This is a genomic window from Rahnella sp. WP5 (assembly GCF_000745615.1).
In the GTDB taxonomy this organism is placed as follows: Bacteria; Pseudomonadota; Gammaproteobacteria; order Enterobacterales; family Enterobacteriaceae; genus Rahnella; species Rahnella aceris.
In genome coordinates, this window is sequence record NZ_KN050720.1 from 221,740 (window position 1) to 247,204 (window position 25,465).

General features: G+C 52.7%; 30 protein-coding genes. 5 read left to right on the plus strand and 25 right to left on the minus strand.

From position 1 onward, the window contains the following. Positions 1-87: 87 nt before the first annotated feature. On the minus strand, positions 88-1,173 hold the full coding sequence (serC, locus tag EX31_RS18255; RefSeq protein ID WP_037036024.1) for a 3-phosphoserine/phosphohydroxythreonine transaminase: 1,086 nt from the start codon (positions 1,171-1,173) through the stop codon (positions 88-90). Positions 1,174-1,498: 325 nt separating this feature from the next. On the opposite strand from serC, the gene ycaO reads away from it, so the two are divergent. The 3 genes from ycaO (at position 1,499) to pflB (ending at position 6,977) form a co-directional block, all read left to right on the plus strand. Next, positions 1,499-3,262, plus strand: coding sequence for a 30S ribosomal protein S12 methylthiotransferase accessory factor YcaO (ycaO, locus tag EX31_RS18260; protein ID WP_037036574.1), 1,764 nt, complete (start codon positions 1,499-1,501; stop codon positions 3,260-3,262). Between the two features lie 499 nt (positions 3,263-3,761). After that, positions 3,762-4,619: a formate transporter FocA gene (focA, locus tag EX31_RS18265; RefSeq protein ID WP_013574829.1), complete on the plus strand. Its 858-nt coding sequence runs from the start codon at positions 3,762-3,764 to the stop codon at positions 4,617-4,619. Between the two features lie 75 nt (positions 4,620-4,694). Beyond that, positions 4,695-6,977 (plus strand): formate C-acetyltransferase, encoded by a 2,283-nt coding sequence (gene pflB / locus EX31_RS18270; protein WP_013574828.1) that lies wholly within the window; start codon positions 4,695-4,697, stop codon positions 6,975-6,977. A 416-nt stretch (positions 6,978-7,393) separates the two neighbouring features. Here the strand turns inward: pflB and EX31_RS25550 are convergent, their stop codons facing one another. The 14 genes from EX31_RS25550 to EX31_RS18330 all read right to left on the minus strand — a co-directional run bounded on the left by EX31_RS25550 (position 7,394) and on the right by EX31_RS18330 (position 19,444). Then, positions 7,394-7,612 (minus strand): DNA-binding transcriptional regulator, encoded by a 219-nt coding sequence (locus EX31_RS25550; protein WP_072012291.1) that lies wholly within the window; start codon positions 7,610-7,612, stop codon positions 7,394-7,396. 82 nt (positions 7,613-7,694) lie between these two features. After that, positions 7,695-8,858 carry a phage late control D family protein gene (locus EX31_RS18275; protein ID WP_037036025.1) on the minus strand — a complete coding sequence of 388 codons (1,164 nt, stop codon included), beginning with the start codon at positions 8,856-8,858 and terminating at the stop codon, positions 7,695-7,697. Then, entirely contained in the window at positions 8,855-9,319 is a 465-nt protein-coding gene (locus tag EX31_RS18280) for a phage tail protein (RefSeq protein ID WP_037036026.1), read from the minus strand. The genes EX31_RS18275 and EX31_RS18280 overlap by 4 nt, the downstream gene beginning before the upstream one ends. A gap of 12 nt (positions 9,320-9,331) precedes the next feature. Continuing rightward, entirely contained in the window at positions 9,332-11,785 is a 2,454-nt protein-coding gene (locus tag EX31_RS18285) for a phage tail tape measure protein (protein ID WP_037036027.1), read from the minus strand. Next, positions 11,775-11,915, minus strand: coding sequence for a GpE family phage tail protein (locus tag EX31_RS25555; protein ID WP_197060745.1), 141 nt, complete (start codon positions 11,913-11,915; stop codon positions 11,775-11,777). The genes EX31_RS18285 and EX31_RS25555 overlap by 11 nt, the downstream gene beginning before the upstream one ends. Before the next feature lie 14 nt (positions 11,916-11,929). Continuing rightward, positions 11,930-12,226 carry a phage tail assembly protein gene (locus EX31_RS18290; RefSeq protein ID WP_037036028.1) on the minus strand — a complete coding sequence of 99 codons (297 nt, stop codon included), beginning with the start codon at positions 12,224-12,226 and terminating at the stop codon, positions 11,930-11,932. Positions 12,227-12,280: 54 nt separating this feature from the next. Continuing rightward, the gene (locus EX31_RS18295; RefSeq protein WP_037036029.1) at positions 12,281-12,799 is read right to left on the minus strand and encodes a phage major tail tube protein; all 519 of its coding nucleotides are present in this window, start codon (positions 12,797-12,799) and stop codon (positions 12,281-12,283) included. An 11-nt stretch (positions 12,800-12,810) separates the two neighbouring features. Continuing rightward, positions 12,811-13,998 carry a phage tail sheath protein gene (locus EX31_RS18300; protein ID WP_037036030.1) on the minus strand — a complete coding sequence of 396 codons (1,188 nt, stop codon included), beginning with the start codon at positions 13,996-13,998 and terminating at the stop codon, positions 12,811-12,813. A gap of 121 nt (positions 13,999-14,119) precedes the next feature. Then, positions 14,120-14,575, minus strand: coding sequence for a tail fiber assembly protein (locus tag EX31_RS18305; RefSeq protein WP_037036031.1), 456 nt, complete (start codon positions 14,573-14,575; stop codon positions 14,120-14,122). 9 nt (positions 14,576-14,584) lie between these two features. Then, positions 14,585-16,984, minus strand: a complete 2,400-nt coding sequence (locus tag EX31_RS18310) for a phage tail-collar fiber domain-containing protein (RefSeq protein WP_037036032.1) — start codon at positions 16,982-16,984, stop codon at positions 14,585-14,587. A gap of 14 nt (positions 16,985-16,998) precedes the next feature. Then, complete coding sequence (locus EX31_RS18315) at positions 16,999-17,529, minus strand: phage tail protein I (protein ID WP_037036033.1); 531 nt, start codon at positions 17,527-17,529, stop codon at positions 16,999-17,001. Continuing rightward, entirely contained in the window at positions 17,522-18,430 is a 909-nt protein-coding gene (locus EX31_RS18320) for a baseplate assembly protein (protein WP_037036034.1), read from the minus strand. The genes EX31_RS18315 and EX31_RS18320 overlap by 8 nt, the downstream gene beginning before the upstream one ends. A 4-nt stretch (positions 18,431-18,434) precedes the next feature. Then, on the minus strand, positions 18,435-18,785 hold the full coding sequence (locus EX31_RS18325; protein ID WP_037036035.1) for a GPW/gp25 family protein: 351 nt from the start codon (positions 18,783-18,785) through the stop codon (positions 18,435-18,437). Between the two features lie 17 nt (positions 18,786-18,802). Then, complete coding sequence (locus EX31_RS18330) at positions 18,803-19,444, minus strand: phage baseplate assembly protein V (protein ID WP_037036575.1); 642 nt, start codon at positions 19,442-19,444, stop codon at positions 18,803-18,805. A gap of 157 nt (positions 19,445-19,601) precedes the next feature. Here EX31_RS18330 and EX31_RS18335 point away from each other — a divergent pair, with 157 nt between their 5' ends. Then, positions 19,602-20,138, plus strand: coding sequence for a hypothetical protein (locus EX31_RS18335; protein WP_037036036.1), 537 nt, complete (start codon positions 19,602-19,604; stop codon positions 20,136-20,138). Next, positions 20,131-20,604 (plus strand): hypothetical protein, encoded by a 474-nt coding sequence (locus tag EX31_RS25000; RefSeq protein ID WP_051931100.1) that lies wholly within the window; start codon positions 20,131-20,133, stop codon positions 20,602-20,604. Before EX31_RS18335 ends, EX31_RS25000 begins: the two co-directional genes overlap by 8 nt. 65 nt (positions 20,605-20,669) lie before the next feature. On the opposite strand, the gene EX31_RS18345 is transcribed toward EX31_RS25000, so the two are convergent. The 10 genes from EX31_RS18345 to EX31_RS18385 all read right to left on the minus strand — a co-directional run bounded on the left by EX31_RS18345 (position 20,670) and on the right by EX31_RS18385 (position 25,432). Beyond that, positions 20,670-21,116, minus strand: coding sequence for a phage virion morphogenesis protein (locus EX31_RS18345; protein WP_037036037.1), 447 nt, complete (start codon positions 21,114-21,116; stop codon positions 20,670-20,672). Continuing rightward, positions 21,109-21,576: a phage tail protein gene (locus tag EX31_RS18350; RefSeq protein WP_037036038.1), complete on the minus strand. Its 468-nt coding sequence runs from the start codon at positions 21,574-21,576 to the stop codon at positions 21,109-21,111. The genes EX31_RS18345 and EX31_RS18350 overlap by 8 nt, the downstream gene beginning before the upstream one ends. Next, a complete protein-coding gene (gene lysC / locus EX31_RS26445; protein ID WP_231576079.1) occupies positions 21,539-21,784 on the minus strand; it encodes an Rz1-like lysis system protein LysC in 246 nt (81 codons plus the stop codon). The genes EX31_RS18350 and lysC overlap by 38 nt, the downstream gene beginning before the upstream one ends. Continuing rightward, positions 21,666-22,088: an Rz-like lysis system protein LysB gene (gene lysB, locus EX31_RS18355; protein WP_037036039.1), complete on the minus strand. Its 423-nt coding sequence runs from the start codon at positions 22,086-22,088 to the stop codon at positions 21,666-21,668. The genes lysC and lysB overlap by 119 nt, the downstream gene beginning before the upstream one ends. Then, positions 22,085-22,594: a lysozyme gene (locus tag EX31_RS18360; RefSeq protein ID WP_037036040.1), complete on the minus strand. Its 510-nt coding sequence runs from the start codon at positions 22,592-22,594 to the stop codon at positions 22,085-22,087. Before EX31_RS18360 ends, lysB begins: the two co-directional genes overlap by 4 nt. After that, positions 22,578-22,787, minus strand: a complete 210-nt coding sequence (locus EX31_RS18365; RefSeq protein ID WP_037036041.1) for an HP1 family phage holin — start codon at positions 22,785-22,787, stop codon at positions 22,578-22,580. The genes EX31_RS18360 and EX31_RS18365 overlap by 17 nt, the downstream gene beginning before the upstream one ends. Positions 22,788-22,789: 2 nt before the next feature. After that, on the minus strand, positions 22,790-22,993 hold the full coding sequence (locus tag EX31_RS18370; RefSeq protein ID WP_037036042.1) for a tail protein X: 204 nt from the start codon (positions 22,991-22,993) through the stop codon (positions 22,790-22,792). Then, a complete protein-coding gene (locus EX31_RS18375) occupies positions 22,993-23,487 on the minus strand; it encodes a head completion/stabilization protein (protein WP_051931102.1) in 495 nt (164 codons plus the stop codon). Before EX31_RS18375 ends, EX31_RS18370 begins: the two co-directional genes overlap by 1 nt. A gap of 95 nt (positions 23,488-23,582) precedes the next feature. Continuing rightward, on the minus strand, positions 23,583-24,329 hold the full coding sequence (gpM, locus tag EX31_RS18380; protein ID WP_037036043.1) for a phage terminase small subunit: 747 nt from the start codon (positions 24,327-24,329) through the stop codon (positions 23,583-23,585). A 2-nt stretch (positions 24,330-24,331) separates the two neighbouring features. Then, a complete protein-coding gene (locus EX31_RS18385) occupies positions 24,332-25,432 on the minus strand; it encodes a phage major capsid protein, P2 family (RefSeq protein ID WP_037036044.1) in 1,101 nt (366 codons plus the stop codon). Between the last annotated feature and the right edge of the window lie 33 nt (positions 25,433-25,465).

Below are 25,465 nucleotides of genomic sequence, written 5' to 3' on the forward strand. Positions count from 1 at the left end.
TTTTCATAAAATGACCCCGGACATTGAGCCGGGGTCATTTTTAAGGCTTCTCAATGAAGCATTCTGCGAGCCTGAAAGCCAGCACACTTAACCGTGACGTTTTTCGAACTCCGCCATAAAGTCGGTCAGGGCTTTTACGCCTTCAATCGGCATTGCATTATAAATAGATGCGCGCATACCGCCAGCCACGCGGTGGCCTTTTAGTGCATGCAGACCGGCTTCCTGTGCCTGATCAAGGAACAGTTTATCCAGCGAGGCATCTGCCATCTGGAAAGGAACGTTCATCCACGAACGGTTAGCCGCCACCACAGGGTTACGATAGAAGCCGGTGCGATCGATTGCGCCATACAAAAGTTCGGCTTTTGCACGATTGCGCTTTTCCATTTCGCGCAGACCGCCCTGCTCTTTCAGCCACTTGAATACCATACCTGACAGATACCATGCAAAGGTCGGCGGGGTATTGAACATAGAGTCGTTCTCAGCCAGCACGGTATAATCGAGGATAGAAGGCAATTCAGTGCGCGCTTTGCCCAGCAGATCATCACGAACGATAACCAGGGTCAGACCCGCAGGACCGATATTTTTCTGCGCGCCAGCATAAATCACCCCAAAACGGCTGACGTCAATCGGGCGGGAAAGAATGCAGGATGAATAATCTGCTACCACGATTTTGTCGCCAAAATCAGGCATTTCATCAATAGCGATACCATCGATAGTTTCATTCGGGCAATAATGAACGTAGGCAGAATCTGCACTCAGTTTCCATTCGCTCATCGGCAGAATGCCACGCTTACCATCAATCGTAGTGGTGACATCAATCACGTTTGGCGTGCAATATTTTTGGGCTTCTTTAACTGCGCTGTGTGCCCAATAGCCACCATCAATATAATCAGCGGAGGATTTTTCACCCAAAAGGTTCATTGGCACAGCAGCAAATTGCGCACGGGCGCCGCCATGGCAGAACAGCACTTTATAGTTCGAGGGAATATTGAGCAGGTCACGGATATCCTTTTCGGATTCTTCAGCAACCTGGATAAATTCCTTACTACGGTGACTGATTTCCATCACCGATGTACCCAGTCCGTGCCAGTTACAAAGTTCCTGTTCCGCACGACGCAATACTTCAGCCGGGATCATTGCCGGACCTGCACTAAAATTATAAACCTGAGTCATTTCCCCTCACCACTTCTCTGAGACAGTCACATAGTAGTCACTAATTTAACGGTTTTATCATCCGAGACAAGCAGTCTGCAACGGTTATTGATGACGACCTGATAAACAGCGATGAGATGTTGATCACAAGGTTCATTCCTCCTTTTAACCCTGATTTTTCGGAATAATATGTGTAAGCACCGTCAAATTTCACACGGTATAACAGCGTGTTCAAACTCAAGCCTTTGACTTCACACAGCGATTACATTCTTAACACGAATACATGGAGCTAATGTGCAAAACCCCGTATCATTGCACGTTTTTAGCACGCTCAAAAGTGAACTCAATGACCCAAACTTTTATTCCTGGTAAAGACGCGGCGCTGGAAGACTCCATTTCCCGCTTCCAACAAAAACTCACCGATCTCGGCTTTAATATCGAAGAAGCTTCGTGGCTGAATCCGGTTCCCCACGTCTGGTCAGTGCACATTCGCGATCGCGACTGCCCGCTGTGCTTCACCAACGGTAAAGGCGCCAGCAAAAAAGCCGCACTGGCTTCTGCTTTGGGTGAATATTTTGAGCGCCTGTCGACTAACTATTTCTTCGCTGATTTCTATCTGGGCAAAGAAATCGCTAATGGCGATTTCGTTCATTATCCGAATGAGAAGTGGTTCCCGCTTCCGGAAGACGACAGTCTGCCCGCCGGGATCCTGGATGAGCGCCTGCACGCATTTTATGATGCCGATAAAGAACTGGTTGCCCGTGATCTGATCGACCTGCAATCAGGCAATCCTGATCGTGGTATCTGCGCTCTGCCATTTACCCGTCAGTCCGATCTGCAAACCGTCTATATTCCGATGAACATCATCGGCAACCTGTACGTTTCCAACGGGATGTCCGCGGGTAACACCGCCAATGAAGCGCGGGTTCAGGGGCTGTCAGAAGTCTTCGAGCGTTATGTCAAAAACCGCATCATTGCAGAATCCATCAGCCTGCCTGAAATCCCTGTTGAGGTTCTGGCACGCTATCCTGGAGTGGTTGAAGCCATTGCCAAACTGGAAGAAGAAGGTTTCCCTATTCTTTCTTATGACGCCTCGCTGGGCGGCAATTATCCGGTCATTTGCGTGGTTCTGTTCAACCCGGCGAACGGGACCTGTTTCGCGTCCTTTGGTGCACACCCTGATTTTGGCGTCGCACTGGAACGTACCGTGACGGAACTGTTGCAAGGCCGCAGTCTGAAAGACCTGGATGTCTTCACGGCGCCTACTTTTGACGACGAAGAAGTGGCTGAACACGCTAACCTTGAAACCCATTTCATCGACTCAAGCGGTCTGATTTCCTGGGATATGTTCAAACAAGACGCAGACTATCCGTTTGCAGACTGGAGTTTCAGCGGTACCACTGAAGAAGAATTTGCGACACTGATGGCTATCTTTGATAAAGAAGATGCTGAAGTGTATATCGCCGATTACGAACATCTGGATGTATACGCCTGCCGCATTATCGTTCCGGGCATGTCTGACATTTATCCTGCCGAAGATTTATTGCTGGCGAATAACAGCATGGGCGCGCATTTGCGTTATCAACTGCTGGCGTTGCCGGGCAGCGATCTGCCAAAAGAAACCTATCTTGAGATGATCACTCAACTCGACGATGAAGGTCTGGATGACTTTACCCGCGTTCGCGAACTGCTGGGGATCGCCAGCGGCAAAGACAACGGCTGGTACACGCTGCGTGTCGGTGAGCTGAAATCTATGCTGGCTCTTGCCGGTGGTGATTTGGATCAGGCGCTGACCTGGGCTGAATGGGCGCATGAGTTCAATTCCTCGGTGTACAGCGATGAGCGCAACAACTATTACCGTTGCCTGCAAACCCTGCTCCAGTTGTCTCTGGAAGAAGATCGCGAGCCAGCCCAGTACTACAACGCTTTCGTGAAAATGTATGGTCAGAAAGCAGTTGAGGATGCTTCGGCGGCCATCAGTGGAGAAGTCCGTTTCCACAGTCTGTTTGCAGTCGACCCTGAGCTGAAAGCCTTGTCAGCCCATCAGGCGCTGCTTGGTGCATACGAAAAGCTGCAAGTCGCCAAACGTCGTCACTGGTCGAAAGCCTGATTCACTGGCCACGGTGAAGCGATTAAAACCGACGGGATTTCCTGTCGGTTTTTTTGTTTATAAATTCGCTATCAGTTCACTATAAATCCTAAGCTTCTGCTGCTGTATTTGTCCGCAAAAGTTTGACTCGGCCATCAAAATGACGTGTAATTCCGCGCGAAATAATACCCGCTTGCCGTTTTTGCGTGAAAAATATAGCACTTATTTTATAAGTTAATTGAAAGTGAAATTTATAAAATCAAAATAACGATATTTATTAACACTGAATCCTTTGTATTAACTGGAATCTGAAAATAAACTCTTGCTTTCTCAACTTTATTTGCAAAAATTAAAATCTTTTTATTCGTTTATTTTCAATTAATTACCCATAAAACCACCCCTTTAGCAGTCTATTAAAAACCACCAAAAACCCCCTCATATGATCCACGTCAATTTTTACGTTATACTGCTTTGCTAGTATCTCGTTGCGCAGTGCATAGCCCTGAATAAGAGAGTTAATGTGAAAGCTGACAACCCCTTCGATCTCATTTTACCCGCCGCGACAGCGAAAATTGCTGAAGATGCTGGCGTTTATAAAGCCACCAAACAGCCGTTAAAAACATTCTTTTTAGCCATTACTGCTGGCGTCTTTATTTCTATAGCCTTTGCTTTTTATATCACCGCCACTACAGGCACCGGTACCGTCCCTTATGGCCTTGCAAAACTGGTTGGGGGCATCTGCTTCTCTCTGGGTCTTATGCTGGTTGTCGTATGTGGTGCGGACCTGTTCACGTCCACTGTACTTATCGTCATTGCGAAAGCCAGCGGTCGAATCACCTGGGGGCAATTGGCGTGCAACTGGGTCAATGTCTATATTGGTAACCTGGTCGGCTGCTTATTCTTTGTGGCTCTGATTTGGTTCTCCGGTGAATACATGGTTGATAACGGTTTGTGGGGACTGAACGTTCTGCAAACTGCTGATCATAAAATGCATCACACATTTATCGAAGCCGTATGTCTGGGGATCCTCGCAAACCTGATGGTTTGCCTGGCGGTATGGATGAGTTACTCCGGCCGCAGTCTGATGGATAAAATGTTCGCTATGATTTTACCGGTCGGCATGTTCGTCGCCAGCGGCTTTGAACACAGCATTGCTAACATGTTCATGATCCCTTTAGGCATCGTAGTGAAAAATTTTGCGACACCAGAATTCTGGCAGGCTGTCGGGGCAACACCGGCACAATTCGCAGAGCTGAATATCCCTAACTTTATCATAGACAATCTCATCCCTGTGACCATCGGTAACATCATTGGGGGTGGTTTGCTGGTAGGGTTAACGTACTGGGTCATATATCTTCGCGATGAGAAACACCACTGAAACAATGTGGCAGTCTTGTTACGACAGTTTTACACGTGATTTTTAAAGAAATCCAAATTAGAAGGTAGGTGCAAAATGTCCAAGCTCAATGAAAAATTGACCAACGCATGGCAGGGTTTTAGTGCTGGTGAATGGCAGAATGGCGTAAACGTCCGTGACTTCATTCAGAAGAACTACACACCGTATGAAGGTGATGAGTCCTTCCTGGCTGGCGCTACCCAAGCGACAACCACCCTGTGGGATAAAGTAATGGATGGTATCAAACTGGAGAACCGTACTAAGGCTCCAGTAGATTTCGATACCGACGTTGCCTCTACCATCACCTCTCACGATGCCGGCTACATCAACAAATCATTGGAAACCATCGTTGGTCTGCAAACTGACGCGCCATTGAAACGTGCCCTGATCCCTTTCGGCGGCATCAAAATGGTGGAAGGTTCATGTAAAGTTTACGGTCGTGAACTGGATCCGGCACTGAAAAAAGTCTTCACTGATTACCGCAAAACCCACAACCAGGGTGTTTTCGATGTTTACACTAAAGACATCCTGAACTGCCGCAAATCTGGTGTGCTGACCGGTCTGCCAGATGCCTATGGTCGTGGCCGTATCATCGGTGACTACCGTCGCGTCGCGCTGTATGGTATCGACTTCCTGATGGCCGACAAATACGCACAATTCCAGTCTCTGCAAGACGACCTGGAAAATGGCGTAAACCTGGAAATGACCATCCAGTTGCGTGAAGAAATCTCAGAACAACACCGTGCTCTGGGTCAGATTAAAGAAATGGCTGCTAAATATGGCTGCGATATCTCTGGTCCTGCAACAACTGCACAAGAAGCTGTTCAGTGGACTTACTTCGGTTACCTGGCTGCCGTTAAATCTCAGAACGGTGCTGCGATGTCCTTTGGCCGCGTCTCTACTTTCCTTGACGTGTACATCGAACGTGATATCAAAGCAGGCAAACTGAACGAAGAACAAGCTCAGGAACTGATTGACCACCTGGTTATGAAACTGCGTATGGTGCGTTTCCTGCGTACCCCTGAATATGATGAATTGTTCTCCGGTGACCCAATCTGGGCGACAGAATCCCTGGCTGGTATGGGTGTTGATGGTCGTACTCTGGTTACCAAAAACAGCTTCCGCTTCCTGAATACCCTGTACACCATGGGACCTTCACCAGAGCCAAATATGACCATTCTGTGGTCAGAAAAGCTGCCAATGAACTTCAAAAAGTACGCAGCTAAAGTGTCTATCGATACCTCATCTGTACAGTATGAGAACGATGATCTGATGCGTCCTGATTTCAACAACGATGACTATGCTATCGCTTGTTGTGTGAGCCCAATGGTTGTGGGTAAACAAATGCAGTTCTTCGGCGCTCGTGCAAACCTGGCGAAAACCATGTTGTACGCAATCAACGGCGGCGTTGATGAAAAAATGAAAATCCAGGTTGGTCCTAAAGAAGCACCAATGATGGATGAAGTGCTGACCTTTGATAAAGTCATGGATCGCATGGATCACTTCATGGACTGGTTGGCTAAACAGTACGTGACTGCGCTGAACATTATTCACTACATGCATGACAAATACAGCTACGAAGCATCGCTGATGGCTCTGCATGACCGCGATGTTTATCGCACCATGGCATGTGGTATCGCAGGTTTGTCAGTTGCTGCTGACTCCCTGTCTGCTATCAAATATGCAAAAGTTAGCACCATCCGTGACGAAGACGGCCTGGCTGTAGACTTCAAAATTGAAGGTGAGTATCCACAGTTCGGTAACAACGATTCTCGCGTAGATGACATCGCTTGTGACCTGGTAGAACGTTTCATGAAGAAAATTCAGAAACTGCGTACCTACCGTGGCGCTGTAGCAACTCAGTCTGTTCTGACCATCACCTCTAACGTGGTTTATGGTAAGAAAACAGGTAACACTCCAGATGGTCGTCGTGCTGGTGCTCCGTTTGGCCCGGGTGCTAACCCAATGCACGGTCGTGACCAGAAAGGTGCGGTTGCCTCTCTGACCTCCGTTGCTAAACTGCCGTTTGCTTACGCGAAAGATGGTATTTCTTATACCTTCTCTATCGTGCCAAATGCGCTGGGTAAAGACGATGATGTGCGTAAAGCCAACCTTGCGGGTCTGATGGATGGTTACTTCCACCACGAAGCGTCCATCGAAGGTGGTCAACACCTGAACGTGAACGTCATGAACCGTGAAATGCTGTTAGATGCGATGGAACATCCTGAAAACTATCCTCAGCTGACCATTCGTGTTTCTGGCTACGCAGTGCGTTTCAACTCACTGACTAAAGAACAGCAACAAGACGTTATTACCCGTACTTTCACTAAGTCCCTGTAATAATTCAACCTTGTAATCTGGTCTGATAAAAAGGCTCCACAATGTGGAGCCTTTGTTTCATCCCTCCCTGCCCGCACTGTCTGTACGACAGTCTGTTTTGCCAGAGCGCTATAGGTTGTGGACTTCTGGCAAAGCAGTACCGCCATTGCTGACAATCAACCTTATTGATTGTCTGGTATCATAAACCTGTGGTTTCCAGTTTATCTCTGCCAGGCCAGCATCCGCACATGTAGACTGCTATTTATTGGTCACTATGGAGAACAACCCGCAATGTCAGTTCAAGGTGACATGATTTAGGGTTTATTTAATTGAAATATAAGGATTTATTTCAAACCACGTCCACATATTGACCATTTCGAGATTTAAAGACAAAAAAGCCCCGCATTTAACCGTGCGGGGCTTTTTTGTTTCTGCGATTACATCAGGAAGGTTTGTTGACCGTGTGAAGTGGGATGAGGCAACACTGCGTTGATATATCCCGGTTTCATAATTGAGCCGTCGAATGACTCCATCGTCTTAAAGGTATGTCCGCAGTTGATGTTCTGACACTGATTGTATCGCTCTTTGGTGTTCTCACTCAGGTAACGGCTGGAACGTGTGTGTGCTGCGTGTTTGCAAATGGGACAATGGAACATGATCATCACCTCAATGAATCGCTTTAATATGCAACAATTCTAGCCACTAAATACATATAAAACAATGAGTTAATCAGATAAATCATTCTTCCTCTTCGCTCTCATACTCCACCTCTGAAAGCCTCACCTCAAGCTCTAGGGACGTCGTGTAGCCGTTATTACTGAGTGCATGCACCACCTTAGTGATCACCCACGCCTGATCGTCTATGACGCGCTTAAACCCGCTGACGGTGACCGGCATTTCAGGAAATAAATCGGCGCGTCCCATCGCCAGCGTTAGCGAGAATTCCGCCACGCCCCGTTGTAATTTGTCCCACTTCGCCGCAGCGGCGCGCATGGCCTGCGCTTTACTGGCGTAAGTGGTGGTCAGCGCAAAAACGTTATCCGCTTCACCGGCCATATATTCACCCTCTCTGGCTTCGGGCGTTTTAGCGGCGGCGGTGGCTTTCACCGGTTTGGCTTTGGGGTGTTGCAGCGCGCGCAGGTGCTGCACCTTGGGTTTACGCTTGATTTTAACCTTCTGCTTTTTCGGCTTGGGGTCTTTGGTATGCAGCCATTTCGCCGTGACGCCGGTATATGCGCCCCGGTCAGCAATGGCAAACTGATGCCGGTCACCGTCGGCGCGCTCAATGGTCATAGCCGGAATGGCTTTACCGCTGGCGGTGGTGGCGTTTCCGGCTTTGAGAAATAACAGCTTACCGGCTTTTATCGACACATCGGCTCCGTTGCGCGTAGCGAGCCGGGTTAAAAACTTGGCGTCAGACTCCTGCGACTGGTCAATGTGGGGGACAGGGATAGCGGCCAGTGGCGCGGCGACGCTTGCAGTCAGGTTGTTACGTGTGGCTACCTGCGCCACCACCTGACCGAGCGTGGTGTCATGGTAAGACATTTCACGGCGTGAATTGAGCGTTCCGCGAAAGTCTGCGCTGCGCGCCCGGATGGTCAGCGTATCCGGCGCCCCCCGGAGCTCTACCTCATCAACCGTAAAGCTCCCCTTGCCTATGAGCGCCGAACCCTGCCAGCCTAAAAACAGCGAAAGCACCGCACCACGCGGCGGCATTTCCACCTGACCGTCGCTGTCGTCCAGCTCAATGTCGAGCTGGTCGGCCTCAAACCCTCTGTTATCCGTGAGCGTCAGGGATAACAGCCGGGTACTGATATCTTTCGTGATGTCATGACCCGCCTGCGTCAGCATAAACGCCGGTGCCACTTTTGCCCCGGCATCAAGTGTCATACCGGTGATCATGACCCTACCCCCGGCATCATTGAGCTGGCTTTATTCAGCAGCCCATTAGCCTGCGCCTGCAAGTCACCAAACATCGCCGTCAGAGACTCATCCACGCGGGTCAGAGTCAGAGAGAATTCAATGCTGCGGGCGCTGCCGTCAGAAAAAAACTCAGTGTGCGTTTCGCTGATGCTGTTCACCACAAACATACCGTAAATGGTGCCGGTTCCCTCCAGCAGCGGCCACGCTTTACCCTCGTCGGCCATGAGGTGTAAAGCCAGCAGGGAAATGCGCCCGCCGGTGATTTCCGGCATCAGTACACCGGACAGAGTTATTTTCTCCTCACTGACGCCGAGAAATTGCAGTGCGGGGCGCTGGCCAATACGGCTGTTCGACGGCCAGCGATAATCCACGCTGCGTTGCAGGCTTTGATAAGGGACGGTTTGTAGCTGAAATACAAACAATCCGAGCGTTAACATCATGCAAATATCTCCTTAGTCATAACCCAGCCGTGAGCGTAAATCTGCCCGGCGCTGGCGTTCGCGGGCGTCCAGCGCATCCATCACCTGACGGCCGGTATCCTGCGCACCCGTACCGGCACCGACTGAAATCTGATAACTGTTTTTGCTGTTATCGGTGTAGTTGCGGCCACCGCCCGCCGCCACAGGCACATAACCGTAACTGAACCCAAACTTACCGCCGGGTGGCTGATACGGCACCGCATCCCCGGTATCGGATTTTGACCGTTGTTCCGCTTTGTCAGCGGTTTTATCCAGTTCGGCGGATTCATCTTTGATAAGGCCGAGCTTTTTCAGCAGCCAGTCCACGCCCTGACGCAGCTTGTTAAAAAGCTGCAACGGCGCGGTAAGTGCATTCGCCACCGCCTGCCCGAAAATCACACCGGCATTTTTGCAACTGTCGAGCGTCTCCTTTGTGGATTTGACCGGCGCGATCAAATCTTTAAACCACTGCCAGACCTTTTTAAGCGCATCACCCAGCCCGTCAAACACCGGTTTTAGCGGTGCAAAAAGCTCTTTGACCGGCTCAAAAGCGACGCCCAACCCTTCAATCACGCCGGAGAAAAAGGCGCTGATGGGCTCCCAGTATTTGCGGATAAGCAACGCACCGGCGACGATGGCCACCCCAATGGCCACAATCGGCCACGTCAGCCCGCCGATCACCGTCGCAATCGCGCCGCCTGCGATACTCAGCGCCGACCATAAACCGGCAGCCGCCGCCACAATCATGTTTATGCCCCCGATAACCGGCCCCGCTATCAGCCCAATCACCCCCAGCGCCCCGACCAGCATCACCGCGCCACCGGCAATTTTCGCCAGCGTCGTGGCCAGCGCTTTATTATCAACAATCCATTTGTCCAGCCTCAGCACATACTTTGTGGCCGTTTGGGTCAGGCTGCGCAGCGATGCCTCCTGCTGATCATAAATATCGGTGCCGACGGCCTCATACGCCGACTGAAACTCTTTAAAGTCGCCGCCGAGATTGTTTTGCATAATCTCGACCAGCTCCGCCGTTTTTCCGTCTGACGTCCGCAAGGCTTGGGTCAGCGCGTCGAGCTTGCCCGATGAGGCGTCATTCATCAGCACCGCAGCCGCAGAGCTGGCCTCTTCACCAAAAATGGCTTTCATGTACTGCGCTTTCTGCGCCGTGCCGAGATTATTTTTTTTAAAGCTCTTTTGCATTTCTTTCAGGATGGTAAATATCGGCCTGAAATCCCCCTTGCGGTCAGCCGTTTTAACGCCAAGCTCATCCAGCGCGGTGGCGGCGGCTCCTGTCGGCGCCTGTAAACGGGTGATCAGCGCCCGGCTCCCCGTACCGGCCATTGACCCCGTGATTTTCGCATCGGCCAGCGCGCCCACCATCGCGGCGGTTTGCTCCACGCTGACCCCGGCATTTTTAGCCACCGGTGCCGCATAGGTTAGTGCGTCACTCATGCCCGCAAAGTCAGCGGCGCTTTTATTCATGGTGGTGGAAAGCACGTCACCAATATGCGCAACCTTGTCATTCGCCAGACCAAAAGCCGATTTCACCCCCATCAGTAAACTGGCGTTATCTTCCATGCTCTGTTTATTGGCCAGCGACAAATTCAGGATGGTCGGCGTGGCCGCCAGAATGCCGTCTTTATCCGCGCCGGATTTGGCGACGATGATTTGCGCGGCGGCGGCATCATCCGCCGAGGCGGCTGTGTTATCACCCAACTGACGCGCCTGCTTACGCAGACTCAGCATATCGGCGGAGTCCTTCTCCAGACCGAGAACCGCCTGAAGCTCTGAGTTTTTCAGCGAAAAGTCATAGCCCGGCTTCAGCGCCGCGCCCCCCGCAACCGTTCCGGCCGCAGCCACGCCGACACCGCGCGCCCCGGCGGCGGTCACGCTGCCCGCAAGCTGTTTACCGGACTGATACCGCTGCCTGACGGCGTTGAGTCTGGCCTGCTGCGCGCTGACGCGAGCCAGTGAATCCCGCTGGCGGTTGAGCTGCGCGGTAGTTTCACCGATTGAGCTTTTCAGGCGGCGTTCAGATTCTGACAGCGAGCGCGTACTGATACCGGCCTCTGACAGCGCCTGACGCTGGCGTTGCACGGACAGGCGCAGGCCGTTGTATTTGAGTTGCAGGTCAGACGCGGCACGTTTGGCCTCCTCCATTGCCTTAGCCTGCGCCCGCGTCGGATTGGTGGTGTTTTTGAACTGGATCGCCAGCGCGGCGGCTTCCTGTTTTGCATTTTTGAGTGACTGACCGGTGACCGCAAGCTGCGCGCTGGTTTTACGAAACCCCTCAATCTGACCGGCCTGAGCGTTGAGCTGCTTAATGGTGTTTTGGGTGCTTCGGATATCCTGAGACAGCGATTTACTCGCTGTCTGGATGGATTTAAACGGGCGGCTGGCTTGGTCAACGGCTTTGAGTAAAACCTGTAAGGTGACGTTATTGCTCATGGGCGTGTCCACTTCGTTCGAGCGCCTTTCCGCGCCATATGACGAGCTCGGTCAGGCTCATCGGATAGAGCTCTGACGGTGGCCAGTGAAAGACCACCGCCACGTCGGCTATCAGGTCATCCACTGACAGCCGGGGTGGAAAAATCAGCTCTCCGAATTCGGCACTAAAAAACCAATCACCTTGCCCGCTAAGCTGATCATGTCCGGTAATGACAGCGCGGCGCACTCTTCTTTCGTCAGGTTCGGGTAGGTGATGCGGGGCAACACAACCAGCAGCGCATCGACGTTCGAGCTGGCGACGTCAGCCAGACTGACCCCCCGCAGCGCTCCCGCATTCGGGCAGATCACATTGACTTCGCTAATGACGGTTTCACCGCGTTTAATGGGCGTATTGAGCGTCACGATGTTCTGGTTTTCCGGGGTAGTTTCTTTCTTTTTCATGAGTGATTTCCGTTGGGTTAGGTGAAGGTGGCCAGCGCGCTGGCCACACAAAAATTACAGGCCGATATTGCGGCGGTGTTTTTCCAGCATGTCAGTGCCGTTGACGATTTCGACCATGTTCACGGTGTCGATTTCAATCAGGGTGCTCCCGTCAATCACCAGCTTGTAATAGCTGCACTGCGTGGTGATTTTGCTTTCGATGTCTTCGCCCTGTTTCATGTCGCCGGTATCGATTTCTTTGTGACGACCCCGCATGACGATTTCCACGGCGGAGGTGTCGCCGGTGTCGTCGCGCTGGAAAGAACCGGCAAAACGCAGCGGCACATCAGCCGCACCGGAGGCGGCATACTGCGCCCACAGGGCACTGTCCGGGAGTCCGCCCATTGACCACTCAACGGTCAGCGCGTCATCGTCCAGACCAAAATCCACCGCTGCGGAGCCGTTCATGCCGCCGCCGCGATAGTTCTCCAGCTTGCGGGTCAGCTTCGGCAACGTGACCGACTGCACGAGACCCATGTAGCTCAGACCGTCGTTAAACAGGTTGAGGTATTTCAGTTTGCGAGGAAGTGCCATGGTGAATGCCCTTAGCTGTTAATGGATGCGGCCAGATTGACGAGGTAGGTGGCAGTGATGCGCTGACGCAGGGTCAGGCTTTCCAGCGGCGGCACCGGCGTGTAGTCATAATCAACGTAAAGTTTCCCGGCTTTCAGGGTGTCTTTATCGTTCGCCGATTCATCAAACCAGCAGTTGCCGTCAATGATGTAGCCGTTCGATTTGAGCTCACGGAATTTGGCGTTGATGCCGTCGATGATGTCGCGGATAAGCGTTGCGGTCATCGGCTTGTCCACCGCCCACATATGCGCCTCGGCCATCGTGTCAGCCAGCACCTGCGCGGTGCGGGTGTAGTTCTCAAACTGGAAAAGCGGGTCATCAGAACAGGTGCGGTTACCCCAAAAGCGGAAGCCGTCTTTGCGTACCAGCGTCGTGACACCGGCCTCATTGAGCAGGTCAGCATCCGTACCCGCTGCCTGCAAATCCCAAAACACCGAAGCGCTGATGCCGGTCACGCCATTAACGCCAACGTTTGACAGGGTTTTATGCCAGCCAGTGTCTTGGTCTATTTTGGCGCGCAGACCTAACGCGCGCGCCGTGGCGTAGGCGGTAGAGCTGGCGTTTGCCGTGGTGTCCCAAGAAATAAAATCAGGCCAGATAAGCATCAGTTCACGCTGGCTGAAATTGTCACGGTACTTAATGGCATCAGAGAGCGTTTTGCATTCCCACGCGCTGATATAACCGAACGCGCGCAGCGACTGGCAGACCGTGGCCAGCGCCGTGGCCACTTCCTGAGAGTCCAGACCCGGCACACCCAAGATGCGCGGTTTGACGCCAGTGTCCGCCTCAGCAGTGAGCAGGGCTTTCAGGCCGGTATATTTACCGTCGGCACCGGCACCGCCGAGAATATTAGAGAGGGTCTCGGCGGCGGCAGCTTCCGCATCTTCGTTTTCTGATTCCGCCACGCGCACCACGACGGTGACCGGTTTGCACTGGTCGCCAATGGCCGTCAGCGCCGGTAACAGGGTGCCGGTTTTTCCCGCCTTGCCCTGCGCGGCGATCACATCGGTAATTAACACCGGCGTGTTCAGCGGAAAGACTTTTTCATCAGCATCATTGGCCGTGCAAACCATGCCAATAATGGCCGTGGATACGGTGGTAATGACGCGCGTTCCGTCGTTAATTTCGACGACCTGCACGCCGTGGTGAAAATCACTCATCGGGTTAACTCCGTTAAAATAGGCAAGGTAATTTTGTTGTTTAACGGGGGTCAGGGCGAGGAGTGAACGTTGGGAGGGGGGCAGTACAACAGACGAAAAAAACCCCTTTCGGGGCGATGACTTATTCAGGCAAATGAGGCCAGTCGATATCAGGCACTAAAGATAAATCGAGCCGGTTGAGGGCAACGCGGTATTTTTTCCAGTCTTTAAGCTTTGCGATTTCATCATCCGTTGCATCCTCAATATCAACAGCATCTTGCAAGGGCGCAATGGCGAGGTTTGCTTTTGTCATGAGCCCAGAGAGTGTGGCTACCGCATCGGCCTTTAACTCCTCAATCGTCGGTGCAGGGATATCCGCCCAGACCGGCAAACCGTCCGCACCTGCAATCCGCATTTTCCCCTCTGGTGGGGGGAGAGTTTGATATTCACGGTAAACAACATCACTTACCGCAATGCCATCATCAGGCCAGCTTCCCGCATCGTCGTACACCTCACGCAACTCACGCGGATAGAAGCCATTAGTGAGCGGGCTGTAAACATAAAGACTTGTGGTGATTGCGCTGTAATAGTTGCTCATTTTATCCCCTTACCAGCCGGTGGCTTCCCAGTAACTGCCTGCGCTGTCCTGCCCGCAGGTGAAGCCGACGTTGTTAATAATTTGCGCCGTGCCGAAGTTGTCGTTGAACGTCCCACCACCGCCATTGATAGCGGTTACCTGAACGTTGACGCAGGTACTCGGGAAAGGAATGGGGAAATTTACCGTTGACCAGCCGCGACTCCCTTTGTTGACGACGCCCCACTGCTTAATCATGCCGGTATCACCACACCGCCACCAGCCACCGCCGAGATTGGCGGTGTTGGTATTGACCGGCTGCCGGTTATTGGGGCTGAAAACGCGCTGCCCCATCTCATAAATCCCGCCGCCTTCGGAATAAATACCGCCCTGTGTAGCCAGATCGCCAGTGCCGGTAAATCTGACAAATCCCGTTTGAACGGTGTTTTCTTGGTTAACAGTGCGGAAAAGAAAGCCCCCCACGCCGCCGCCTCGGTTATTAACAAAGTCGGATTCGCCCTGACCGCCGCTTTCGTTCCAGCCTAAATATGTCCCTTGCCCGTTGCCAGGGTGCGGGATGGTTATCGCACGGAGAAAATTCGCCGTGACGCTACCGTTGACATCACCGCCCACGCGGGGAAATGCGCCAACATTGTCTGCATTCAGCGCAATATCTTTCGTACCGTCAAACGCCACACCGGCAATCTTTCGCGCCGTGGCTAATTTTGTTGCCGCTACTGCTGTGCCAGCGGCCGGGAGTGCGCCAACGTCGGCCGCAGTAGGTTTATTATTTGGACTGTATACTTCGACCCATGCAGACCACGGACCATCTGCGCCGTTCCATGCGCCGGTAGCTGCTCGGGTAAACTGTCGGCCATTATTGTTAAAGGCTATCTGCTGTGTCGCATTCGGACCCCACGTCACGAAAATGACACCAACAAAACCGTTCATCGGATAGCCTTTTTCCGTGGTCGCTGCGGCTGCGCCCGGCACGCCATAATGTCCAAACATTGCACTGCCGCGAATGGTGTTTGGGGAGTCTGTCGCGGTTAAGTTAGCGCGAATTTTAAACGCCGTTGCGATTTCATCAGCCAGTGCTTTTTCGCTGGCGACGCTTTGTGACGCTGTCCACGCGCCTACATCTGCCGCAGTGGGTTTGTTATTCGCGCTGTACGTCGGCACCCACTCTTTCCATGGACCATCTACACCGTTCCAGTCAGCAGACAGCCCTCGATTCCAGATATTGCCCGTAAACGTGACGTACATCTGCTGACAGCCGTAGGCGCTCGGCGTGACATACAGCGTGCCTGCGATGCCCTGCGGATAGTGCAACGCCGCCGTGGCGTTGGCATTTTTAGGCTGCGCGTACAGAGCGGCACTTCCGGCTCCGCTGGCAAAGCCCAGGGTATTGATATCCGTGGTTGTCAGGATGGCCGACGGCACCGTGACGGAATTCACCGCGCTGACTTGCACCCAGTCACGCCATGGTCCGTCAGTCCCATTCCACGAAGCATTTAACGCCCGAGTCCACACCATGCCGGTGTTTTGGACGGTATAACGCTGCAATACACCGCCTGTCCATGACGCAGGTATGACTTCAAGTACCCCCGCAGCCTGTGAGCCTGCGGGATAACCATTGGCGACGGTGGCACTGGCTCCTGTGCTTTGCACATAAAGGCCAATCTTTTCCAGATTAAGCGTGTTGATGTTGGTTACGCCCAAGACCGTCGTGATAACGGGCAGCGCCCCAACGTCCACAGCAGTGAGATTCTGGTCTGAGCTTAACGCCTTGCCGTTAATTTTACGGGTGGAAGGCACGCGGGTGTTGGCGTTGTCATTGGCCACTTTCACCGCCTTTGGCGTCGCCGCCAGCGTTTCGCTGGTACTGCTGACCGAGCTGTTAAGCTGCACAAAACCTTTTGCCGTCAGCGTTCCGTCGGGATGGTTACGGGATTTCTCATGTTCGGAGAGTTTATCGTCTACATAATCTTTTGTGGCCATCACCGTGGAGCCGTCAATGCTCAGTGCGACGGACTCAATTTCGCTGACGATGAGCACCATCCGCAGCGTCTGTAATCTGCCTGACCCTTCAGCAAGCTTGGGTTTATAACTTTCCGCCATATTGCTGACAGCAACCAACACACCGTCAGCATCGTATAAGCCCATTTCACGCATCCAGAAGCCGCCGACGTCAGGTTGGATCACCAGCTCGGCCACCAGATAATGACTGTTTTTGGCATCGATGCTTAAGCGGTTGAGATTGGCGCGATAAACCTCATTAACCAGCTTGGTCTGTTTTGGGTCAGGGGTTGGGAGCTTTCCGCCCCCGTCACCGACGGCCATACGTGTGATTTTGACCTGCGTTCCGCCTGCCGTGGCGGCGGCGATTTTGGCCGCTCCGGCGGTAGTCAGTAATGCTTTATAAGTCGCCATAAGTTTTCCTCTGCTTAGGCCGGATAAACGGTGATGACGTCGCCATCGTAAGAAAGCGCGCCGACAAAAATGTGTCCGGGGATATCCTGAATGATGGTCAGCGTCTCAAGGTGGCGGCTGGCGGGTTTCGCATCCGCAATGAGCCGCTCCATTTCCTGATACATTTCTTCGGTAATACCGCTTTCCAGCACGCCAATATCAAGGCGAAACGTGCCGGGCGGGCTGTTGGTTTCCCACCACTCAGAAATCTTGATGACGTACCCCAGCGGCTCAACCACCCGACGGATCGCGCTGATAGTGCCTTTATGGGTATGGATGAAATAAGCCGACTGGATCACCCCGCGTTTCGTTGCCTCCGGCCAGCTTTCATCCCACCGGTCAACCGAAAACGCCCACGCCAGATAGGGTAAGAACTTCGCCGGGCAGGTCTGCGGGTTCCATAAATCGCGCAGCGGGACGGGGACAGCGGTCAGCGCAGCGCAGGCCGCAGCGGCGGCAACCTCCAGCGGCGAGGAGCCCACAGGTAACAGGCGCGCATTACTCATCAGTGCCTCCGATGGTGATGGAAGACGACGTGCAGTAAGACGCCTGCGTATCATCCAGTACGAGATCGGCCAGCGGCTGCGTGAGTTCGACCCGCTGCACACCTTCAACATGCAGCGCGGCATAGATAGCGGAGAGACGAATATCTCTCCCCAGCCGGTGCTGTGCCAGCGTGTAGGCGTTGAGCTTATCCACTGCGGCAAGCCTGACGGGCTCTAATTCCGGTCCCGGATAAACATAGAGCTTAGCGGCAATCTGATAAGGGATAATCTGCGCTGACTGCACCGTCACGCGGTCAGCCACCGGGCGCACGTCCTCAGCATTGAGCGCGGTATTTACAATCCCGATAAGCTCCGCGCTGGCCGTGCCGTTACCTTCACGCGAAAGCACGGAAATAGTCACATTGGCCGGTGCCGGGCTAATCACCGACACATCCGCCACGCGACCATCGGCACTGCGGCCATGAAACTGATAAGCGCCGGTTGAACCGGCCACGCTCAGCCCTTCAAAAGCCTGCTGGATACGCACACGGAAATCACTGTCACTTTCCATTACCTCAGCCACCGGCGGCAGCACCGTATCATCAGCCTCAGTGATAACCAAACGTGCAACGTTATAGTTTGCGCCGAGCTGATCGAGGTCAGCGCCGGTGGCGTAGGCCAGCATATTGGCGCGCGCAGCTTCGTTTACCCGCTGACGTAAAATCACCTCGCGGTAAGCATTCTCCTGCAACAGCTTGACGATAGGCTCAGATTCCAGCGCCAAGGTGCGGGCGACGGCCTCGCGTTCGCTCTCGTCATACAGTGACAGCAACGTGGCTTTGCGTTCTTCAAACAGGGTTTCGTAGTCCAGTTCCTCGACCACATCCGGCGCGGGGAGCTGGCTTAAATCAATAAGTGCCATAGCGTTAACTCAGTGAGAGGGAAGAGGAGAAACTGCCGGGGGTATCGGTTCGGTTACCCGTGATATTGACCACCATCACGCCGTCAAAAGTCGAATCAAAGGTGATGCCCGTCAGACTGATGCGCGGTTCCCATTTGAGGATCGCGGAATAACATGCGGCCATGATTTGCAGGCGGAGCGCGGCGTTTTGCGGCTGGTCAGTCAGTTCGGAAAGCAACGAACCGTAATCACGGCGCATAACCCGCGAACCTATCGGCGTTCTCAGAATATCGCTCACCGACTGGTTAATGTGTGCCATGTCCTCAACCGAGCGCCCGGAATGGCGGGACATGCCGAGATACCTCGCATTACTCATTATCAAAACCTCAGCTATCAATTCGGTTTACCGGTATTACCGCCGCCAGTCTGAACGCCACCGTGTGTATGGGTATCCACTTGCACACCGTTGGAGGTAAACGCGCCGCCGCTGTGCGCAATATTGCCTTTCATCGCCCCGCCTTTTTTCACCTCTAATGAGCCGGTGGTCAGCTTGTTGGTACACACTACCTCCGGCGTATCGAGCGTGATTTTGCTGCTGGCCGTGACGGTGACATTCGGCGCGGTGGCACTGATTGACGTTGCAGCGGAAATATCAGCGGTCTGAATACCGCTCACAGTCAGCGCGCCGGTTTCCGGCTCGTACTCCAGCACGGCACCGTCAGAAAAACTGACGTGATACGCCTGCGGTGATGCCGACGGCGCGGGGAAATGATCGGAATAAATGCCCGGCAGCACGAACCCGGTATCAAGTTCACCGCCAAGGGAAAGCAGCAAAACCTGCTCACCTACGGAAGGTGCCCACCAAGTACGCGAACTACCGGCGCGAGACGTCAGCCAGTGCAGCCAGTCAGTGAGAAGCTCACCGGTCTGGACACGGCAGACACCCAAAGTTGTATTCACTTCGGCAACCACGCCAATGCGGATAATGTCGCGCACTGCGCGGGTAAGTTCGGAAAGGGTTTCGAGTGTTTTCATAGGAGGAAGAATGCAGCCGCTCATAATTCACATCAATCAACAGGCATTCTTTCGTGCATGTCACAACTTAAGCCGATAGTTTTGTTCCTATGGATATTTAATCGGAATTAACATAAGATTCATAAAAGCAACGAATCTGCTCCATAGGAAGGATTTGGTGAGCCAAACAATACAAGAAAAAATATTTAGTCTTTCATCAATAGCAATTGCTGTCGGTGTGGCTGGTTTTTTATCTGCCATAGTAACCATGTTTATAAACACGGCAACATATGTTTCTGCTAAGTGGATAATCTTTCTATGCTGGCTATTCATCACTGCGGTTGTTGTCCTCCACAAAGTCATTTATGACCTGAGAAAAGAAAATGACACAGAGTCAGAGCAAATGCAGTTCTTTGCAAAACCCTTTAAAATCATCAATGATAAAGGCATTCTTCTAATAAGAAAGAACAAAGCCTTCTCCAATAATATAATTGTAGGCTGCTATTATATTGATGAAAACAATATCGAATCTCTTTATTTTGTAGCCTTTGTTTCTCATGTTCAAGACAATTTCCTACAAATCAAAATTCTCCGCGACTTTCGCAATGATGCGGATAAAGAAAATTACTCAAATCGCGGTATTGATTGCATGATTATTAGACCCCATATTCCTTATGAACTATGGGCCGTATTAGGAGATACATCCGATGAGTGAAGTTTACTTTGGCATAGTTGTTAAAATTAATGCTGAACGCACCGAATTTGTGATTAACAAAGGATCATCCCACGGTGTCTATGACGGCCTTAAATTTCAGATAATTGAATTTGGTGAAGAAATAATAGATCCAGAAACAAATGAAAGCTTGGGCACACTTGAAATCCTCAAGGGCACAGCGAAAGTTCTTCACATTCAAGAAAAAATGACGACATTAATATCTAATGAATATAGGGTAATCCCGGCACAGGAAGAAATCAGATTCGAAAATGACCTTGAAAGGAAAAAGTCACCTTATTCTAATTACATTTTAGAGATATTCAAAACAAACGATTCTTTTTACAATCGACACAGTTCATTGAAGGTCAAAAATAATTCATCGACAAAAGTAATTACGGAGTCGCAAAAAGAAATAAAGCCACTCCCGCGCGTAAAACTCAATGACAAAGTCAAGTTAATACCATAAGCATATGAAATGAAGGGCAGCCACCTGCCCTTCATTTCATATATATACGCTAATTTTAATTCAGCTTAATAAAAATTGGATAAAATAATTTTTTCTACACTCTTGCGCTCTAGCTCACTAAATCCTAAGAGCAAACGAGCTTCGTACTGCACAGGTTTACTGTGACGGTTCGGTTTATCCCGTAACCCTTCCTGATGAATGCGCGCAATCCTCTGCACCTTCCCGGCAAATTCAACCACCGCCGCATCAGGTGAGCCATTCGCTTTGAGGTAACGGGTTGTGCGCAGCTTGGCGAACATCTCACGCTTTACCCTGCCTTTTTTGCCCCGAACAGGCTGACGTTTTCGGAAGGCATACGGCGTACCATCCGGGGCTTTTTGTCGCTTGATGCGCTGCTGCTGGCTTGCTCTCAGTTTCTTGGCAATGTCTGAGGCCATCTTGCGACGGCCTGCGGGGGACAGGCTGGCCAGCAATCCGGCAAGCTTATCGTCAAAGGGCTTGAGCTCATTCATCCCATTGACTCACCAGCTCGCCATGCACATACAGCTCCATTGGCCGGTGTACCGGCACCGGCAACGGGGGCTCATCCAGTGGCGTAACGGTTAACCTGCGGTCAGCTTCTTTGACGATGGTGCGCTCGGTCAGTTGCAGACTCATGCGCACATCTTTGCTGTCGTCGTTATTAATATCTGCCACGTAAGTGAAGCCGCGTTTTTTTCCTTCCTCTGTGGTCATGATGTCCGGCTGATGCTCACGCAGCCACACGTTAACCGGCACAATCAGAAAGTTTAAATCGCCGGTGTAATCCGTGACGACAATATCCAGCGTGTAGCGGTTCTCAAATGATAACGACGTGGCCAGCGTGGCATTAATCGTGCCGCCATCAACAAACATGTGCAGCATGTCCGGGTTATCACGCAGCAACGGAACGGACTTAAAGATCGCGTTTTTCAGGCTGGCGGGCTTCAACATCGTGGGACTCCTGACACTGTTTAACGGTCTCGACTTGCAGCGCACAATTCACCAGCGCGCTCTCCAGTTGACGATTGTCTTCGCTTAAATCACCGTTCGTTTTCGGGCTGCTGGCCGGTATCGGGCAACTGCTGACTTTCGGACAGCCAACGTAAATAATCGCCGGGTTTATCGAACGCAGGGCGGGTGTGCAGCCGGATAATGTCATCAGGCAAAGGAGATTGAAACCAGCCGCGCAGTGCTTCATTTTCATTGAGTAACCTCGTAATTGTCTGATTCCGACGCGCGGCCAGCGCACCCGCCGCATTAACCTGCTGACGGAGCACAACCTGCGCGCGCTCATTACGCTGACCGCTGGCTTTCAGCTCACTGATGGCCAGCACGCTGGCTTCCAGCGTCGTTTTTAATTGCTGAATGTGCTGATTGGCCGCTGCTACTTTCTGATTTGCTCCCCGCCACGCAAAGAGCGCACCCGCGAGCGTCAGCACTAACACCGTGATGATGTATTTCATGGCACCCCCTTCATGCAGTGTTTTAGTTCAACCGCCCGGCGGTTGTTGAGACCCTTATTCCACACGCCATTGACATACACCCAGCGAGGGAGCTGCTGGCAGGCTTGTGACCATTCACCGCGCCTGATGAAATAGGCCAGCGTGGATTTACACGCCGCCCCCGTGCCGATGTTAAACGCCAGACTGATCACGGCGTCATACACCGGCTGCGGCATGGTCACCGGCATGCATTTATCCACGGAGCGCTCCGTCATGATGATGTCAGCGATCAGATTACGGGCGGCGTCCTGCTCCGTAATGTTCTGCGCGGGCTTCACCCCCGAAGTGTGGCCGATGCCAGATGTCCAGACTCCGGCGCTGCACTGGTACGGATTCAGGCGGCACCCTTCGAGGTTGGCAATAATGGCCAGCCCCTCGGCGGAGGTTTTGACAAACCGGTAATCAGGCATCAGCGCGGCGAGTGCCAACACGACGGCCACACTGCAACGTTTAACGATTGAGTTCATCGAAAACCCTCTGACTCAGGCCGTTACGCTCCAGCAACTTGTAGCTTTTGCGGCGGTAATACCAGTTAACGAGAAACGTCCCCACGGCCACCGCAGCCCCCACCAGAAAGGCGAAATCCTGCGGCGTCAGCGCGCCGACAAAAGCCAACAACGCCGCTAGCCCATAGGCAAACATTGAAGATATTTTTTCCATCGTCAGTCCCATAGCTGGACGGTTTCAGAAGTGGGGGCGGTGTCAACGTCTGGCAAAATCACAGTGGTGCCGTGCGGCAGGACTTCGCCTAATTCAGCCAGACCGGGATTCGCGGTTAGTACCGCCTCAACGACGCCCCCGGTTCGCCCGTAGTAGCGAAAACACAGGGCGTCGAGCGTGTCGCCCTGCTGTGCGATGACTTTCATCAGAGCTGGCTCACCGTGCCGCGCGCCTGCCCCTGTAACCGGGATAAATGCCAGCGCATGTCACGCCACTGGTCATCTACCGACACCTCCAGCGCATCGGCTTTTTTGTCACCCTTCGCGCTGGCGTCATAGCTGCGGTAACGCTCATAAATCACGGCGGTTGTCATCGCACAGACCGCGCTCAGGTAGTGGAAACACTTCACGCTTTCCCCGTCCAGCGCTTCAGCGGGCACATCCGCCAGCGTTTTAAATCCCGCCTCGATCTGCGCCTCCCGGAAGAGATAAAGCTCAGCGTTGACCTCGGCCATTGCGGACTTAATCGCGGCGCGCAGTCTTTCATTCGTCACTACGTGACCGAGGCGGATACGTTCGCTCACCAGTTTTGGGTCAACGTCCGGGAAAAAAAACGTATTGGTGATAACGGGAATGACCGCCTGCTCTGGGGGGATCACTACGGTGGAGCTCGCCGCTGCTGCGGTCATGACAATATCCATGTTCAAACCTCAAATAGGTGGACGGTGGACGCAGGCGTCAGACGAGGTGAAAACCTGCATCGGCCTGCGTGCCGTCCGGCGCGGGGCGCTTTCTGTTAACAACTGGGCTTTGTCTTACGCGGGCGACCACGCTTAGCCGGGGTGGCTTTAGGCTTGGTTTTGCGCGGGGCGGCATCAGGCTTCGCCACCGCCACCGCTGGCCGCAGCGCCCTATCCAGTTGCTCTATGTCTTTTTTCACACCAGCGACGCTATCAAGCTGCATCGCGCGTTTTAGCTGAGTAAGCGCCTGTTCGGGCTGACCGTTGTCACGCAGTACCAGACCGGTAATTTTGTGCAGCTTGGCGCGTACCGGATCCGGCATGTCATGCGGGAGGGTCATATCAATCACGGTCAGTAGATCATCAACGCTGACGGATTCCCCGGCACTGCGGGCGCGCATCGCGGCCAGCGCAACATCTTCGGCAAATAAATACGGTGTCGGGCGCTTGTTATTCGGCACACGCAGATCGTGTTTTAACGCATAGCGCGCCATGTCGAACGTGCCGCGAATGTCCCCGGCATCGAGTGACCACTGCAACATCGTCATCAGGACGTCATCCTGATTTCCGGCATCGCTGGCCAGCACACCGGCAATCCACGGCGCATAGGCTGGCAACATGTCGCGCTTACGACGGGCTTTGTCTTCAACGGAATAAATGGATTTGAGTATCTGGCGGTCTCCGCGCAGCTTCATCAGCATCTGGCCGTAGGGCAGTGCCGAACGCAGCGGATCACTGACCCGCTGCGATGAGGCTTTTTCAGCAGAGACCCGCATCATGTGACGCTGTGCGGGACTCAGCATGGTTACGCCTCGGTTTCAGGTTGAGTTTCGGTCACCGGTGATGAGGCCGGTTCGTTTTTTCCAGGGGTGAAATCGCCGAGCTCGATGTTTTCAATCATCGCCGCGCAACCGTAGTCTTCGACCACAAAGTCAATTTTCAGGGACTCGTAGTTTTCGATGCGGTCACGGCGCGCTACTTCTTCGATATGACGACGGTGTGAGCTGTCCATGATGTAGATAGACAGGTTATCCAGACGAGTGATCAGCAGGGCATTGTCCGGGAAGTAAGGCACTCGCACCGCAGGCAAATTACCGATGCGTTTCTGGCTGACGATAATGTCACCGGCCAGTTTTTCGCTGTTTTCCTGCGACTTGTTGATCAGCGGGAAATACTTATCGGAAAGCATTTTGCGGCCGCAAATCACTACCAGTCCGGGGTCTTCTGAATGCCACGCATCCAGCAGAAAATCGGTGGCGTTCATTACCGCAGCGTCGATATTTTCGAAATCACCGTTCTTACCGATTCGCACGGTGGCGGAAACCACCGCGCCGGTTTCGTCAGTGATTTTATCCATCACGCGCTCGGCAGCTTCGTTACGCAGCTTTTGCAGCCAGCCGACAGCCACGTCCTGCAACATCTGGAACTTACTGCGGTCAGACGTTTCCGCGCGGCTTACGCCGTTGAAACCGGCCATGATGTAATCCAGCGCCTGACGTTTAGCGATTGCATCGCGCAGACGGGTCTGGAAGTCCTGATAACGCGCCCACAAATCGAGAGTGTTGTAACGGATATGGAAATCGAAATTGACCTGCTCACACTTATATTTGCGTGAAGCCAGCGCCTGAAAATCTGCGGTTTTACGTTCGCTGCCGCCGTCGGTATCCGTGGTACTGGCAATAGAGCCGGTCACGCCAAGGCCGATTTTTTCACCTTCCTGTTCATCCACCGGCACCATGTTGATGCGGCTCAGAAATTCTGAGGACTCCTGCACGGTGGTGATAAGGGTCTGCGTTACTGAAGGTTCAACGCTGAATTTTTTACTTAAATCCTCCACATCGACGCCGTTCAGCTCGGCCAGACGGGACAGGTAGGCATTAAATTTAAAACGGGTGTTCTTACGCATGTTTCTCTCACTGTTTATCAGGAATAAAGGGGG

Bases quoted from the DNA above. Each gene is read 5' to 3' on its own strand.
- serC (WP_037036024.1), bottom strand. From the start codon at position 1,173: ATGACTCAGGTTTATAATTTTAGTGCAGGTCCGGCAATGATCCCGGCT.
- ycaO (WP_037036574.1), top strand. From the start codon at position 1,499: ATGACCCAAACTTTTATTCCTGGTAAAGACGCGGCGCTGGAAGACTCC.
- pflB (WP_013574828.1), top strand. From the start codon at position 4,695: ATGTCCAAGCTCAATGAAAAATTGACCAACGCATGGCAGGGTTTTAGT.
- EX31_RS25550 (WP_072012291.1), bottom strand. From the start codon at position 7,612: ATGTTCCATTGTCCCATTTGCAAACACGCAGCACACACACGTTCCAGC.
- EX31_RS18275 (WP_037036025.1), bottom strand. From the start codon at position 8,858: ATGATCACCGGTATGACACTTGATGCCGGGGCAAAAGTGGCACCGGCG.
- EX31_RS18280 (WP_037036026.1), bottom strand. From the start codon at position 9,319: ATGATGTTAACGCTCGGATTGTTTGTATTTCAGCTACAAACCGTCCCT.
- EX31_RS18285 (WP_037036027.1), bottom strand. From the start codon at position 11,785: ATGAGCAATAACGTCACCTTACAGGTTTTACTCAAAGCCGTTGACCAA.
- EX31_RS18290 (WP_037036028.1), bottom strand. From the start codon at position 12,226: ATGAAAAAGAAAGAAACTACCCCGGAAAACCAGAACATCGTGACGCTC.
- EX31_RS18295 (WP_037036029.1), bottom strand. From the start codon at position 12,799: ATGGCACTTCCTCGCAAACTGAAATACCTCAACCTGTTTAACGACGGT.
- EX31_RS18300 (WP_037036030.1), bottom strand. From the start codon at position 13,998: ATGAGTGATTTTCACCACGGCGTGCAGGTCGTCGAAATTAACGACGGA.
- EX31_RS18305 (WP_037036031.1), bottom strand. From the start codon at position 14,575: ATGAGCAACTATTACAGCGCAATCACCACAAGTCTTTATGTTTACAGC.
- EX31_RS18310 (WP_037036032.1), bottom strand. From the start codon at position 16,984: ATGGCGACTTATAAAGCATTACTGACTACCGCCGGAGCGGCCAAAATC.
- EX31_RS18315 (WP_037036033.1), bottom strand. From the start codon at position 17,529: ATGAGTAATGCGCGCCTGTTACCTGTGGGCTCCTCGCCGCTGGAGGTT.
- EX31_RS18320 (WP_037036034.1), bottom strand. From the start codon at position 18,430: ATGGCACTTATTGATTTAAGCCAGCTCCCCGCGCCGGATGTGGTCGAG.
- EX31_RS18325 (WP_037036035.1), bottom strand. From the start codon at position 18,785: ATGAGTAATGCGAGGTATCTCGGCATGTCCCGCCATTCCGGGCGCTCG.
- EX31_RS18330 (WP_037036575.1), bottom strand. From the start codon at position 19,444: ATGAAAACACTCGAAACCCTTTCCGAACTTACCCGCGCAGTGCGCGAC.
- EX31_RS25000 (WP_051931100.1), top strand. From the start codon at position 20,131: ATGAGTGAAGTTTACTTTGGCATAGTTGTTAAAATTAATGCTGAACGC.
- EX31_RS18345 (WP_037036037.1), bottom strand. From the start codon at position 21,116: ATGAATGAGCTCAAGCCCTTTGACGATAAGCTTGCCGGATTGCTGGCC.
- EX31_RS18350 (WP_037036038.1), bottom strand. From the start codon at position 21,576: ATGTTGAAGCCCGCCAGCCTGAAAAACGCGATCTTTAAGTCCGTTCCG.
- lysC (WP_231576079.1), bottom strand. From the start codon at position 21,784: ATGACATTATCCGGCTGCACACCCGCCCTGCGTTCGATAAACCCGGCG.
- lysB (WP_037036039.1), bottom strand. From the start codon at position 22,088: ATGAAATACATCATCACGGTGTTAGTGCTGACGCTCGCGGGTGCGCTC.
- EX31_RS18360 (WP_037036040.1), bottom strand. From the start codon at position 22,594: ATGAACTCAATCGTTAAACGTTGCAGTGTGGCCGTCGTGTTGGCACTC.
- EX31_RS18365 (WP_037036041.1), bottom strand. From the start codon at position 22,787: ATGGAAAAAATATCTTCAATGTTTGCCTATGGGCTAGCGGCGTTGTTG.
- EX31_RS18370 (WP_037036042.1), bottom strand. From the start codon at position 22,993: ATGAAAGTCATCGCACAGCAGGGCGACACGCTCGACGCCCTGTGTTTT.
- EX31_RS18375 (WP_051931102.1), bottom strand. From the start codon at position 23,487: ATGGATATTGTCATGACCGCAGCAGCGGCGAGCTCCACCGTAGTGATC.
- gpM (WP_037036043.1), bottom strand. From the start codon at position 24,329: ATGCTGAGTCCCGCACAGCGTCACATGATGCGGGTCTCTGCTGAAAAA.
- EX31_RS18385 (WP_037036044.1), bottom strand. From the start codon at position 25,432: ATGCGTAAGAACACCCGTTTTAAATTTAATGCCTACCTGTCCCGTCTG.